Raw genomic sequence first — 13,471 nt, forward strand, 5'->3', positions numbered from 1 at the left:
TTTGCGGTGGCTGGTATAGGCGCTGTAGATGGCAAAGCCGAACAGGCACAGGACGAAGCCGATCAGCACGTACCATTTGCTGTCGCCCAGCCATTCTTCCAGCTTGCGGCCCATGAAATAGCCGCCCCAGGCGAAACAATGCGCCCACAGACCGGCGGCAATCAGGTTCAGCACCAGATATTTGACCCGGGACACCCCGGCGATGCCGACGATGAAGGGCGCAATGTTGCGGACGCCGTAAATCCAGCGGAAGGTGAGGATGAACAGCGCGGGCGATCGCTTGAGCGCCTGGAAGGCCCAATCGATCCGCCCGGTCAGGCGGGGCCATCGTTTCAACAACGGGGCGCCAAAGCGTCGCCCGATGTAGAAATAGAGCTGATCGCCGAGGAAGCTGCCCCCCCACGCGGCGGCGGCAAGAATCTCGACATTGATAGGAAACCGGCCCTCGGACGCAAGAATTCCGGTCACAAGGACGACGGTCTCACCTTCCACAAAAGTCCACGCGGCGATGAACAGGTAAAGAAGGAAGCCGTATTCCTTGAGGATATGGATGATAAGATCTTCCAAAGCGGCTCCCGGGTAAAGGGCCAGACCGAACACGCGTTTGCAAAAATCCGGCAACAGAGCCGGGGCGTCAACGCCCAATTTCGGACGTTACGAAATCGTCACTGCTTCGGGGCGGTCGAACCGAGCGGGTAGAGCCGGTTGACATGGCCCATCTTGCGGCCGGGGCGGGCCTCGGCCTTACCATAGAGATGGAGGCGGGCGTCGGGGTCCGCCAGTATTTCTCGCCAGCAATCGGCGTCGGCCCCGATCAGGTTGGTCATCACCGCGTTCGAATGCCGGGCCGCCGAACCGAGCGGCAGGCCGCAAACGGCGCGGATGAATTGCTCGAACTGGTCGGTCAGGCAGGCATCCATCGTCCAATGCCCGGAATTGTGCGGGCGGGGCGCCATCTCGTTGACCAGCAGGCCGGTGGGGGTGACGAACATCTCGACGGCCAGCAGCCCGACCACGTTCAACGCTTCGGCGGCGCGCCGTGCGATGTCGATCGCCTGGGCGGCGGTGGCCGCCGAAATCGGGGCGGGGATGGTCGAGGTGTCGAGGATATGATGGCGGTGGACGTTCCAGGCCGGGTCGAACGCGGCCCAGGCCCCGTCGGTGCCACGGGCGATGATCACCGAAATCTCGCCCAGGAAGTCGATAAAACCTTCGAGGATGCCCCGACCGCCGCCATCCAGCCCGGTTCCCAGCGCGGCCCAGGCTTCGGCCGGATCGGTGGTTTCGTCGATCCGCACCTGTCCCTTGCCGTCATAGCCCATCCGGGCGGTCTTCAGCACCGCCGGGCGGCCGATTTCGGTCAGTGCGGTGGCAAGCTCCGCTGCCGAGGTGACGGCCCGCCATGGCGCGGTGGCGATGCCGAGATCGTTGAAAAACTGCTTTTCGTCGATCCGGTCCTGGGCGGTCTCCAGCACGTTCCAGCCTGGCCGTACCGGCACCAGCGAGGCCATCAGCCGGACGCTGTCGGCGGGGATGTTCTCGAACTCGAAGGTCACCACATCGACCGAGCGGGCAAAGGCGGCGATCGCCGTTTCGTCGCCGTAATCGGCGACGGTCGCGGCGGCCGAGACCTGGGCGGCGGGGCTGTCTTGCTCGGGGGTGAAGACGTGAACGCGATAGCCCAACCGGGCGGCCGCCAGCGCGGCCATCCGGCCCAACTGACCGCCGCCGATGATGCCGACGGTGCTGCCCGGCGGCAGCGGAAAGCGGGGATCGATGGTGGTCACGGCCGGATCAGATGCGGAGACTCAGGATCGACCGGGGCGACGGCAACCGCCTCGGTCTGACGGGCGCGCCAGGAATCCAGCGCTGTCGCGACGGCGGGATCAAGCAGGGCCAGAACCGATGCGGCCAGCAGCGCGGCATTGATCGCCCCGGCCTTGCCGATCGCGACGGTGCCGACCGGAATGCCGCCCGGCATCTGGACAATCGACAACAGGGAATCCAGGCCTTTGAGGGCGCGGCTTTCGACCGGGACGCCGAACACCGGCAGCGGGGTCATCGAGGCGGTCATGCCGGGAAGGTGGGCGGCGCCGCCCGCTCCGGCGATCACGACCTTCAGCCCGCGCGACCGTGCGGTGGTGGCGTATTCGACCAGCCGGGCCGGAGTCCGGTGCGCCGAAACCACCCGTGTTTCGAAGGGGATGCCAAGTTCGTCCAGCGTCGCGGCAGCGTGCCGCATGGTCTCCCAGTCGGACTGGCTGCCCATGATGATGCCGACCACGGGCCTCGAAGCGTCGTCCATTGCGGCTGCCTCGCCGAAAGGGGAAGGAAAGGCCGGGATTATAGGGATCGGAGGGCGCGGCGCAAGCCCGTATTGCCAGAGCGGTGATTGGTGGGTGGCGAAGCAACGCTTGACAGGGTCCCCCGGGGAAAGTTATATCGTCCGCCTTCCCGTTGAGGCGGAGTAGCTCAGCTGGTTAGAGCAGCGGAATCATAATCCGCGTGTCGGGGGTTCGAGTCCCTCCTCCGCTACCATTAAAAAAGCCCGTCAAGTCAAGAACTTGGCGGGCTTTTTCGTTTCCACGGCGCAGGCTGCGGCCATCGGGATTGCGATTATCGCAAATTTGCGATATGAGTTTTCCTCATGGACTGGAGCGTGGAAATCCTCAATGCGGCCGTCAAAGCGGAATTGGACAGCCTTCCGCCTGATATCCGCGCCAAACTGACCCACATCCTGGACATGATGAGGACATTCGGTCCACAGCAAATGCGCGAGCCACACGTAAAGCCGTTGCGCGACAAGCTGTGGGAAATGCGGATGACAGGGCGCGATGGAATCGCGCGGGCCATTTATGTCCTGGCCAGCGGGCGGCGAATCGTCATCGTTCATGCCTTTGTCAAAAAGACGCAGAAAACCCCCGCGGCGGCCCTGGCGCTGGCCCTGGAGCGAGCTAAGGAGATCGTGCGATGACTATCCCGTTTGAATCGGTGAAGGCTGAGTGGATGAAGGATCCGGCCTTCCGTGGCGAATATGATCGCTTGGCCCCCGAATTCGAAATCTCCGCTGAATTGATCCAGGCTCGCGAGCGGGCAGGGCTGTCCCAGGCTGAGGTGGCGCAGCGTATGGGGACAACGCAGTCGGTGGTGGCTCGGCTGGAAAGCGGGCGATCCCTGCCCAGCACCAAGACGTTGCTTCGTTTTGCCCAGGCGACGGGCAGCAAGGTTCAGGTTCGCTTGGCCGCAGGATAACCGCTTCAGCCGCTGGTGCTGAACGTGCTCGTCTTTCGCATATAGTTGACACGTCAATTAATGAGATGGCACATATAGGCGATGGCTGAACGATCCCCCCCGTCGGCCCGTCTGGATTTCGGTTATCGTCTGGTGATTTTGGCCCGCCGCTGGCGCGCCGCGATCGATGCGCGTCTCCACGCCGCCGGATTGACCGATGCCACCTGGCGGCCGCTGATTTATCTTCATCGCATGGGCGACGGCACCCGCCAGAAGGATCTGGCCGCGTCGCTGGGGCTTGATTGCTCGGCGGTGGTCCGTCTGCTCGACTTGCTGGCCGGGCGCGGGCTGGTCGAGCGACGCGAGGACCCGGCCGACAAACGGGCCAAGACTCTGCATCTGACCGAGGCGGGGCGCGAGATGATCGCGACCGTCACCGGGCTGCTGATCCCGTTCGAGGCCGACCTGCTGAGCGGGTTTGACGACGACACAATGCTGACGCTGCTCGATTCATTCGACCGGATCGAGAGACGCCTGGATGGCGTTCGGCGCGACGACCAAACCGAAGAGAGACACGGATGAGTTTTCTGGTCAAAGCGGGGTTCGATCCCAGCCGTCTGACCTTTGCCCTGCGCACGATGATCGCCGGGTGGCTGGCTTTGACCGTCGCGATGCTGTTGGGGCTGGACAGCCCGCAATGGGCGGCGATGACAGCGGTGATCGTGGCCCAGCCGACGCGGGGAATGTTGCTGGAACGCAGTATCCAGCGGGTGATCGGCTCGATTGTCGGCTCCTTGGTCGGGGTGGGGCTGATCCATCAGTTCGCCACCGATCCAAGGCTTTTGGTGGTCGGTCTGGCGGTGTGGATCAGCCTGTGCGCCTATGTCGGCAATGTGTTGCGGCAATATCGGGCGTATGGCGTTTTCCTGGCGGGCTATACCGCCGCGATGATCGCCTTGCTGGACGTGCCGCATCCCGACCATGTCGTGATGCTGGCGACCGATCGGGTCGAGACGATCATCATCGGCATTGTCGTCTCGGGTCTGGTCAGCGGCTTTCTGACCCCGGTGTCCGATGAATCCCACCTGATCCGGCGGGTGCGGTTGCTGAGTGCCGATACGCTGGATTGGTGCGCCCGCGCCCTGGCCGGGGCGGGGCGGTCGGGGCTGACGACGCGCGAGCGCCTGCTGGTATCGGAGATGGCGGCGGTCGAGGATATGCTCGATCAGATCGCCGCCGGATCGGTCGAAGGCCATCGCCGGGTCCGTCATGTCCGGGGGCTGCTGGCCGCTTTGTTATCGCTGGTCGCCGGCGTGCGCGGCGTCACGACGCTGCTGGCCCGCGAGCCGGAGCGCCGCCGGGGCGCGGGGTTGCCGATTCTGGTGGTTCATCTCGATGCCGCCGCCGCCAAGCTGACCGCTGGGGCGCCGCTGTCGATTCCGGTGGGAGAGATGCGCGCGGCCCTGGAGGAGGGCGCTCCGCCCGGGGCGCTGACCGAGGCGCTGGGGCGGTTGATCGCCGCTCTGGGCGCGGTGTCGGCCGGGCACGAGGCGATCCGGGTCGCCAAGAAAGCGCCGCCGGTGCTGGATTTCCTGTTTCACCGCGACCGGATCGGGGCCAGGGCGGCGATGATGCGGGCCTTTCTCGCCGTGCTGGCGGTGGGTGCGGCGTGGCAGATCAGCGGCTGGCGCGACGGACAATTCATGGTCCTCAGTACCTGCATCATGACCACGGTGTTTTCCTCGTTCGAAAACCCGCTGGTGGTGCTGCGCCATGTGATGGTGGGCTCGATCGCCGGTGCGGCGGCGGCGGTGCTGTTTCATACCCAATTGCTGCCGCTGGCGGGCGGGACGTTTGACGTTCTGCTGCTGGTCGCGCCGTTCATGCTGCTGGGTGGCGTTGCGATGGCGCACCGCCGCACCGCTTTGGCCTCGATCGATTACAACATGTGCTTCCTGCTGCTGGGCCAGCCCGCTTTTCCGATGCTGGGCCCGCCCGACGCGGTGTTCGGTGCCGCCGGGGCGGTGTTGCTGGGGGTTGCCGCCGCCTTTGTCGCGTTCCGCTTCGTTTTTCCGATCAGTTCATCGCGTCGTCTGCGGGCGCTGATCGCGATCACCGTTGACGATCTGGAAGGGCTGGCGCGGGGTGCGTCGCATCCGACCCGCGAGCGTTGGAGCGCCCGCATCTATCACCGCATCCTCCATCTGGTGAAGCTGGTCGATGCGTTGCGGCTGACCAATCTGCGCCCGGTCGATGGCGGCATCGCCGCGCTGACCGTTGGCGGCACGATCCTGCATTTGCAGCAAGAGCGCAGCGGTGCCGATCTGGCCCGGACCTGGCGGCGGCGGATCGATGTTGCGCTTGGCCGTCTCGCCACCCTGTCGCGCGATCCCCGGGCGGCGGCGGCGGCGTTGGAGCGGGCCGCGACCGCCGCGCCGTCCTCGACCGAATCCGACCGCCTGCGCGAAGCGGCATCGGCCTTGCGCGACAATCACTGGTTCTTCAAGGCAAGACGCCGTCAGAGCAGCCGCTTCATCTCGTAGATCAGGTCCAGCGCCTGCCGCGCCGTCAGTTCGTCGGGATTGATCGTGCGCAACTGCTCTTCGACCGCCGAGACGATGGGTGCGGCGGGGGCGGCCGATTTCGCCTTGGGCTTGGCCGCGACAGCGGCGAACAGCGGCAGATCGTCGGCCAGCCGGGCAATTCCCGACGCCTGATCCGAGCTTTCCAGCACGGTCAGCACCTCTTCGGCACGGGCGACCGCAGCGGCGGGCAGACCGGCCAGCCGGGCGACATGAATGCCGTAGGAGCGGTCGGCGGCTCCGGCCCCCACCTCGTGGAGGAATACCACCTCGTTCTGCCATTCCTTGACCCGCATCATGTGGCAGGCCAGCGAGGGCAGGGTGGCGGTCAGCCGGGTCAGTTCGTGGTAGTGGGTGGCGAACAAGGCGCGGCAGCGATTGACCTCGTGCAGATGCTCGACCACCGCCCAGGCGATCGACAGGCCGTCAAAGGTGGCGGTGCCGCGCCCGATCTCGTCCAGGATCACCAGCGCGCCGGGTCCGGATTGATTGAGGATCGCGGCGGTCTCGACCATTTCGACCATGAAGGTCGAACGACCCCGCGCCAGATCGTCGGCGGCTCCAACCCGCGAGAACAGGCGGTCGATCACCCCGATCCGGGCGGACTCGGCGGGAACGAACGACCCGGTCTGGGCTAGCAGGGCGATCAGCGCATTCTGGCGCAAAAAGGTGCTCTTACCCGCCATGTTGGGGCCGGTGATCAGCCACAGACGCTGACCCTCGGACAGGTCGCAATCATTGGCGACGAACGCGCCGCCATGGGTCGCTTCCAGTGCGGCTTCGACCACCGGATGGCGGCCGCCCTTGATCTCGAAGGCGGTGCCGGTCTCGACCTGGGGCCGGGTCCAGCGCCGCGTTGCCGCCAGTTCGGCCAGGGCCGAGGCGACATCCAGCGCGGCTAAGGCGCTGGCGGCGGCGGCGATGTCGGCGGCGCGGGCGGTGACTTCGGTGACCAGATCGTCGAACAGCGCCAGTTCGAGCGCCAGCGCCCGCTCCGAGGCTCCGGTGATCCGCCCGGCCAGTTCGATCAGCTCGGAGGTGGTGTAGCGGGCGGCCTGGGCCATCGTCTGGCGGTGGATGAAGGACTCGTCCAGCTTGTCTGCCTGCTTGCCCGGCACCTCGATATGGTGGCCGATGATGTTGTTGTGGCGGATTTTGAGAGCGGCGATCCCAGTCGCCTCGCTGTAGCGCCGCTCAAGCTGCATCAACAGGGTGTGGCTTTCGCTTTTCAGCGCCTTGGTCTCGTCCAGCGTCGCGTCGTATCCATCGGCGATAAAGCCGCCGTCGCGGGCCAGCAAGGGCGGCTCGGGCAGCAGGGCACGGCCGAGGCGATCGACCAGGGCGCTGTGCTCGCCCAGATCGCGCAGTGTGGTGTCGAGCGCGGACGGCAGCGGGCCGATCCCGCTGGCGAGCAAGCGCAGCGTCGGCACCGCCGCCAGCCCGTCGCGGATCGCGGCCAGATCGCGCGGGCCGCCGCGTCCCAGTGACAGCCGCGACAAGGCGCGTTCGATGTCCGGGCAGCTTTTGAGGGTCGTGCGCAGCGAGGCGCGCAACGAATCCTGTTCGACCAGGAAGGCGACCTCGTCCAGTCGCCGGGCAATCGCCGCCGGATCGGTCAGCGGCGCGGCCAGCCGGGCTGCCAGCAACCGGGCTCCGGCCCCGCTGACGGTGCGGTCGATGGTGTCGAGCAGCGATCCCCGCCGCTCTCCCCCCATCGTCTGGGCCAGTTCGAGGTTGCGCCGCGTCGCCGCGTCGATCTCCATCACCGCGCCCTCGGCCAGCCGCCGGGGCGATGACAGCCGGGGCAGCTTCCCCTTCTGGGTCAGTTCGACATAATCGACCAGCGCCCCGGCGGCGGCCAGTTCGGCACGGGAAAACGAGCCGAATCCGTCCAGGGCGGCCACCTCGAACAGGCTTTCGATGCGGCGGCGGGCATTGTCGGAATCGAACCGGGCCGACGGCAGCGGCGACAGGATCGATTTCCACTCAGCCCAGGATTCAAGCAAGGCGGGTGCGGTCAGCAGACGTTCGGGCACCAGCAATTCGCCCGGGGCCAGCCGCGCCAGCGCCGCCGACAGGCCGGTTGTCGCCACCGCCTGGGTGGCGAAATCGCCGGTCGAGACATCGACCCAGGCCAGCCCCAGCCCGCCCTGTGCCTCGGCCACGGCGGCGAGATAATTATGCGAGCGGGCGTCGAGCAGGGTGTCTTCGGTCAGGGTTCCGGCGGTAACGACGCGGGTGACGTCGCGGGCGACTACTGACTTCGCGCCCCGCTTCTTCGCCTCGGCGGGGTCTTCGATCTGTTCGCCGATCGCGACCTTGAAGCCCTGGCGCACCAGCCGGGCCAGATAGGCTTCGTAGGCGCGGAAGGGGACGCCGCACATCGGGATGTCTTCGCCCAAATGCTTGCCGCGCTTGGTCAGCGCGATGTCGAGCGCCGCCGAGGCCTTGACCGCATCGTCGAAGAACAATTCGTAGAAATCGCCCATCCGATAGAACAGCAGGCAATCGGGATGCGCCCGCTTGATCGCCAGATATTGGGCCATCATCGGGGTAACGTCGTCGGGAATGGGGGCGGGGGACTCGGACATTGCGGCGGTCACGGGCGGGCTTCATTCGGCTGGGGGCGGGAGGAGCGCACCCTAGCACGGCCCGGCCCCCCGGCAAACCGCGCGGGCGGTTGCCTGGGTCTCAAACGAAAACGGGACAGAGGTTTCCCCCTGTCCCGTCCGTAACCGTTCGGCCTGAGGCCGGAACCTGGAGCATCGGGCGCCAAACCTGACGCACGATGCGATTGCGGCCATTGAGGCCGCGGCCAAGTGCCCGGAGGGCACGCCCGGCGAGGGCTTTTTAGTAGCGGTAGGTGTCGGGCTTGAACGGGCCTTCGACCGCAACGCCGATATAATCGGCCTGCTTGCTGTTGAGCTGGGTCAGGGTCGCGCCCAGCTTGGCCAGATGCAGCGAGGCAACCTTCTCGTCGAGGTGCTTCGGCAGCACATAGACCTTGCGCTCGTACTTGCCCGGATTGGCGTAGATGTCGATCTGAGCCAACACCTGGTTGGTGAAGGACGCGCTCATCACGAAGCTGGGATGGCCGGTGGCGCAGCCCAGATTGACCAGACGGCCTTCGGCCAGCAGCAGGATGCGCTTGCCGTCGGGGAACTTAATCTCGTCGACCTGCGGCTTGATGTTGTTCCAGGCGAAGTTCTTCAGCGCGGCGACCTGAATTTCGCTGTCGAAATGGCCGATGTTGCAGACGATCGCCCGGTCCTTCATCGCCCGCATGTGGTCGAGGGTGATGACGTCGACATTGCCGGTGGTGGTGACGAAGATGTCGCCGCGCGGCGCGGCCTGTTCCATCGTCTGGACCTCATAGCCTTCCATGCAGGCCTGAAGCGCGCAGATCGGGTCGATCTCGGTGACGATGACGCGGCAGCCCTGGCTGGCCAGCGACTCGGCCGAGCCCTTGCCCACGTCGCCGAACCCGGCGACGACGGCGACCTTGCCCGCCAGCATCACGTCGGTGGCGCGGCGGATGCCGTCAACCAGCGATTCGCGGCAACCGTACTTGTTGTCGAACTTCGACTTGGTGACCGAATCGTTGACGTTGATCGCCGGCCACAACAGGGTGCCCTTCTTCTCCATCTCATAGAGACGGTGGACGCCGGTGGTGGTTTCCTCGGTCACGCCACGGATCGCGGCGCCGTTGCGGGAATAGAAGGTCGGATCGGCCGCCAGCTTCTTCTTGATCGAAGCGAACAGATATTCCTCTTCCTCGCAGGTGGGGGTGACAGCACCGAGGCATCCTTCTCGGCGCGCATGCCGAGATGGATCAGCAGGGTGGCGTCGCCGCCATCGTCGAGGATCATGTTCGGGCAGCCGCCATCGGCCCATTCGAAGATGCGGTGGGTGTAATCCCAATATTCTTCCAGGCTCTCGCCCTTGACGGCGAACACCGGGATACCGGCGGCGGCGATCGCGGCGGCGGCGTGGTCCTGGGTCGAGAAGATGTTACAGGACGCCCAGCGGACGTCGGCGCCCAGCGCCGTCAGCGTCTCGATCAGCACGCCGGTCTGGATCGTCATGTGCAGGGAACCGGCGATGCGGGCCCCCTTCAACGGCTGGCTCGGGCCGTATTCCTCGCGGGTGGCGATCAGGCCGGGCATCTCGCTCTCGGCGATGTCCAGTTCCTTGCGGCCCCAGGCGGCCAGCGCAATGTCGGCGACCTTATAGTCGGTGAAGGCGGTCATGCGATTCCTCTGAATATCAGGAGGTTTAAGCTGGGGCCGGAGTGTAGCCGGCCTGGCGGCAAAACGCAACATCATATAAAGATATCTTTATGTGTTAATGAGGCGGGGTCTGGACGGGAATCTTCGATACTAATGCATTGAATAAAAAAGACTTGTTTGATTCCCCTAGGGTCCGTAGGCATTTTTTTCTTCCACAGGGGGGTACGACTCATTTATAAAACCGGTGACCGCGATTGGTATTGTCGATAACCACATGAGGAGAACAGCCTTGCGCGACAGGCTCCTCCCGGCAGCGATGCTGGTGATTCTGGCTGCGACGTCCACGGCCCTGGCGGGTGAACCGGCCCGCTCGAACTCTTCCTCTGTCGGGCCCGTTCGCGTTGCCGCCGTTGAAGGCCCGCAAACCGCCGCGATTTTTCCCGGCGGCCCGCGTGAAGCCCGTGTTTCTCCTTTGCCCCGGCCGCTGTCGGTGGCCGATGCCGAGACCTATCGCCGGGTCCTGACCTTGCAGGATCGGGGCGATTGGGCCGGTGCCGATCGCGAACTCGGCAAGGTCGACGACGATCTGCTGCGCGGCTATGTCCAGGCGCGGCGCTTGCTCGCCCCCGCGACCAAACCCCATTTCGCCGAATTGCGCGCCTGGCTGGCCGAAAATGCCGCCTTGCCCCAGGCCGAAGAAGTTTACCGTCTTGCCCTGTCCGCCAAGGGTGGACGCGGTGCCCATGGTCTGCGCGCGCCCCAGCGTGGCGCTTTGCGCGGCTCTGGCATCGATACCGACGTCGATGGGGCGATGTGGGAAGAGGTGGCGTTCGATACCGACGAGTCCGGCCCCCGCGCCCGTTCGATCAAGACCCGGTTGCGTCAGGCGTTGCGCGACAACGAGTCCAGCCGGGCCGAAGCGATGCTGGCCTCGGCCGAGGTGCAGTCGCTGTCGGCGCTGGACCAGGACCGGCTGCGGTTGATGGTGGCGTCCGATCATTTTGCCGGTGGCCGCGACGACCGCGCCGCCGAGTTGGCTTCGGCTTCGGCGGAACGCTCGGGCGAGGCTCTGCCCGCCGCCCATTGGATCGCCGGTCTGGCGCTGTGGCGGGCGGGGAAGCCCGATCAGGCCCGCCGTCATTTCGAAGACACCGCGACCTCGGCCCTCAATCAGGATTGGTTGACGGCGGGCGGCGCGTTCTGGGCGGCGCGGGCCAATCTGGTCAATAACCGCCCCGAGGCGGTCAATCACTGGATGGAAGTTGCCGCCAGCTATCCGCGCACCTTCTACGGTCTGCTTGCCCGCTCCTGGCTGGGCTATCCGGTCAGCTATGCCTGGGAACTGCCGCCCTTTACCGAGGGTGATGCCGACATGCTGATGCGGGTTCCGGCGGCGCGGCGCGCTCTGGCCCTGATTCAGCTGGGCGAACGCGACGACGCCGAAGAGGAATTGCGCAAGCTGTATCCGTCCGCCGGTAAGGCGGTGCGTCAGTCGATGCTGGTCCTGGCCCAGGCGGCGAAGATGCCGGGTCTGGCGGTTCGGCTGGGCGGCGTGTTGCCGCGCGAAAACGGCCGCACCCACGATGCCGCCGCCTATCCGCTGCCCGATTGGATGCCGCAAGGCGGTTGGCAGGTTGACCGCGCTCTGGTTTATGCCCTGGTCCGCCAGGAATCCTCGTTCAATCCCGATGCGCGTAGCGCCTCGGGGGCCGCCGGTCTGATGCAATTGATGCCCGCGACGGCCCAGGCGGTCGGCGGTCTGCGCGTGCGCGACCAACTGACCGATCCGGCGGTCAATCTCGGGCTGGGGCAGCGTTACGTCACCCGGCTGCTGTCGGACGATCCGGTCAACGGCAATCTGATGATGATGGCGGCGGCGTATAATGCCGGTCCCGGCACGTTGGGCCGCTGGCTTCAGGGTATTCGTCATGGCGAAGACCCGTTGATGTTCGTTGAAAGCCTTCCGGCGCGGGAAACCCGTGTGTTTGTGCAGCGGGTGATGAGCAGCTATTGGGTCTATCAGTCCCGGCTGGGTCAGCCGATGGCCTCGCTGGAAGCGGTGGCTTCGGGCTCCTGGCCGATTTACGGCACCCCGGACCGGTCTCCGTTGCGCGTCGGTCCCAGCCGCACCGCCGGGTTCTAACCGACCCTTCCCGTATTCTTCGCTTCGCGTTCCTGCTCTCTTCAGAGCGGGATCGTACGCTTTCGTCACCGCGCCATCATCTCCCCGTAACGGGGGAGGGGGATTGGCTCGACCCGCCCCCGGAAGGGGAGGGATTTCCCTCCGTTTAGCTCGCGGCGCGGAGCAGATCCTGGGACGGCAGTTCGGTCGGGACGGCACCCAGATCGACCAGGCTGTAGGCCGAGCTGTCGGCGAACAACTGGCGCAGCAGCTGATTGTTCAGCGCGTGGCCGGTGCGGATTCCGTTGAAATGGCCCAGGATCGGATAGCCGGCGAGGTAGAGATCGCCGACCGCGTCCAGCACCTTGTGGCGGACGAATTCGTTGCCGTAGCGCAGCCCGTCATCGTTGAGCACCTTGGTCCCGGTGCTGTCGATCACCACCGCATTGTCGAGCGAGCCGCCGCGAGCCAGTCCGTTGGCGCGCAGCATCGCCACTTCCTGCTCGAAGCCGAAGGTGCGGGCGCGGGCGACTTCGGCCTTGAAGCTGCTTTCCGTCACGCCGAGATAGAAATCCTGGCGGGCGATGGCCGAGCTGGCGAAGTCGATTTCAACCCGGACCGAGAAGGACGAGGCGGGGGTGAGCGACGCGACCTTGTCGCCGTCACGGACGGTGACGCGCTTGTTGACCTTGATGGCGCGACGCGGAGCCGATTGCTCCATCGTTCCGGCGCATTCGATCAGGAACAGGAAGGGGGCGGCCGATCCGTCCATCACCGGCACTTCGGGGCCGTTGATGTCGATCAGGCAATTGTCGATCTGCATCCCGCACAAAGCGGACATCAGATGTTCGACGGTGCCGACGGCGATGCCGTCGCTGTTGCGCAGGCAGGTGTTGAGGCGGGTGTCGTTGACGGTGGCCCAATTGGCCGGGACGATGCCGCCCGCGCCAGCGATATCAACGCGGCGGAAGCGAATGCCGGTATCGGGAGCGGCCGGACGCAGCGTCATGGTAACGCGCGACCCGGAATGAAGACCGACGCCGGTGCATCCGATCGCGGTCTTGAGTGTCCGTTGGGGGCGGCCAAATGCAAAGGAGGCGAAGGTCGGGGTTTCGAGGCCGGGATTCTGTTCGTTGACGATCCGATTCACGGGCGATCCCCTATCTTGTCTTGCCCGCCTCATGTGAAGTGCCAGAGGCGGTGCTGAACTTGTTTTCTACGCTCCTATGTCTATCAGCCCGGGGTCGAGCCCTCAAATCAATCATTGTTGCCGATTGTTTCACCGCTAAAGCCTTGAAAAAGGGCCC

General features: G+C 65.6%; 10 protein-coding genes, 1 tRNA gene and 1 pseudogene. 6 read left to right on the forward strand and 6 right to left on the reverse strand.

Going from position 1 to position 13,471, the window contains the following annotated elements; all coding sequences use genetic code 11:
* The 3 genes from K678_RS15680 to purE form a co-directional block, all read right to left on the reverse strand.
* On the reverse strand, nucleotides 1–567 hold a 567-nt coding region (locus K678_RS15680), incomplete at its 3' end, for a DedA family protein (RefSeq protein ID WP_039853521.1).
* Between the two features lie 98 nt (nucleotides 568–665).
* Nucleotides 666–1,787 (reverse strand): 5-(carboxyamino)imidazole ribonucleotide synthase, encoded by a 1,122-nt coding sequence (locus K678_RS15685; protein WP_021133456.1) that lies wholly within the window; start codon nucleotides 1,785–1,787, stop codon nucleotides 666–668.
* On the reverse strand, nucleotides 1,784–2,305 hold the full coding sequence (purE, locus tag K678_RS15690; RefSeq protein ID WP_021133457.1) for a 5-(carboxyamino)imidazole ribonucleotide mutase: 522 nt from the start codon (nucleotides 2,303–2,305) through the stop codon (nucleotides 1,784–1,786). The genes K678_RS15685 and purE overlap by 4 nt, the downstream gene beginning before the upstream one ends.
* 156 nt (nucleotides 2,306–2,461) lie before the next feature.
* Between purE and K678_RS15695 the strand changes: the two genes are divergently transcribed.
* From K678_RS15695 to K678_RS15715, 5 genes are all read left to right on the forward strand, one after another.
* Nucleotides 2,462–2,538 (forward strand) — tRNA-Met (locus K678_RS15695).
* A 109-nt stretch (nucleotides 2,539–2,647) separates the two neighbouring features.
* The gene (locus K678_RS15700) at nucleotides 2,648–2,974 is read left to right on the forward strand and encodes a type II toxin-antitoxin system RelE/ParE family toxin (RefSeq protein ID WP_021133458.1); all 327 of its coding nucleotides are present in this window, start codon (nucleotides 2,648–2,650) and stop codon (nucleotides 2,972–2,974) included.
* On the forward strand, nucleotides 2,971–3,252 hold the full coding sequence (locus K678_RS15705) for a helix-turn-helix domain-containing protein (protein ID WP_021133459.1): 282 nt from the start codon (nucleotides 2,971–2,973) through the stop codon (nucleotides 3,250–3,252). The genes K678_RS15700 and K678_RS15705 overlap by 4 nt, the downstream gene beginning before the upstream one ends.
* 81 nt (nucleotides 3,253–3,333) lie before the next feature.
* Entirely contained in the window at nucleotides 3,334–3,813 is a 480-nt protein-coding gene (locus K678_RS15710; RefSeq protein WP_021133460.1) for a MarR family winged helix-turn-helix transcriptional regulator, read from the forward strand.
* Nucleotides 3,810–5,774 carry an FUSC family protein gene (locus K678_RS15715; RefSeq protein WP_021133461.1) on the forward strand — a complete coding sequence of 655 codons (1,965 nt, stop codon included), beginning with the start codon at nucleotides 3,810–3,812 and terminating at the stop codon, nucleotides 5,772–5,774. The genes K678_RS15710 and K678_RS15715 overlap by 4 nt, the downstream gene beginning before the upstream one ends.
* Here K678_RS15715 and mutS read toward each other — a convergent pair.
* Both mutS and ahcY read right to left on the reverse strand, forming a co-directional pair.
* Nucleotides 5,750–8,404: a DNA mismatch repair protein MutS gene (gene mutS / locus K678_RS15720; RefSeq protein WP_039853523.1), complete on the reverse strand. Its 2,655-nt coding sequence runs from the start codon at nucleotides 8,402–8,404 to the stop codon at nucleotides 5,750–5,752. The two genes, K678_RS15715 and mutS, sit on opposite strands and share 25 nt — an antisense overlap.
* 259 nt (nucleotides 8,405–8,663) lie before the next feature.
* Nucleotides 8,664–10,063 (reverse strand): annotated as a pseudogene (ahcY, locus tag K678_RS15725) (adenosylhomocysteinase).
* Nucleotides 10,064–10,331: 268 nt separating this feature from the next.
* Between ahcY and K678_RS15730 the strand changes: the two are divergent.
* Nucleotides 10,332–12,185, forward strand: a complete 1,854-nt coding sequence (locus K678_RS15730; protein ID WP_021133463.1) for a lytic transglycosylase domain-containing protein — start codon at nucleotides 10,332–10,334, stop codon at nucleotides 12,183–12,185.
* 145 nt (nucleotides 12,186–12,330) lie between these two features.
* Here K678_RS15730 and lpxC read toward each other — a convergent pair whose 3' ends face one another.
* Nucleotides 12,331–13,314 carry a UDP-3-O-acyl-N-acetylglucosamine deacetylase gene (gene lpxC, locus K678_RS15735; RefSeq protein WP_021133464.1) on the reverse strand — a complete coding sequence of 328 codons (984 nt, stop codon included), beginning with the start codon at nucleotides 13,312–13,314 and terminating at the stop codon, nucleotides 12,331–12,333.
* Between the last annotated feature and the right edge of the window lie 157 nt (nucleotides 13,315–13,471).

The sequence above is a fragment of the Magnetospirillum fulvum MGU-K5 genome, from assembly GCF_000442515.1.
GTDB lineage: Bacteria > Pseudomonadota > Alphaproteobacteria > Rhodospirillales > Magnetospirillaceae > Phaeospirillum > Phaeospirillum fulvum_B.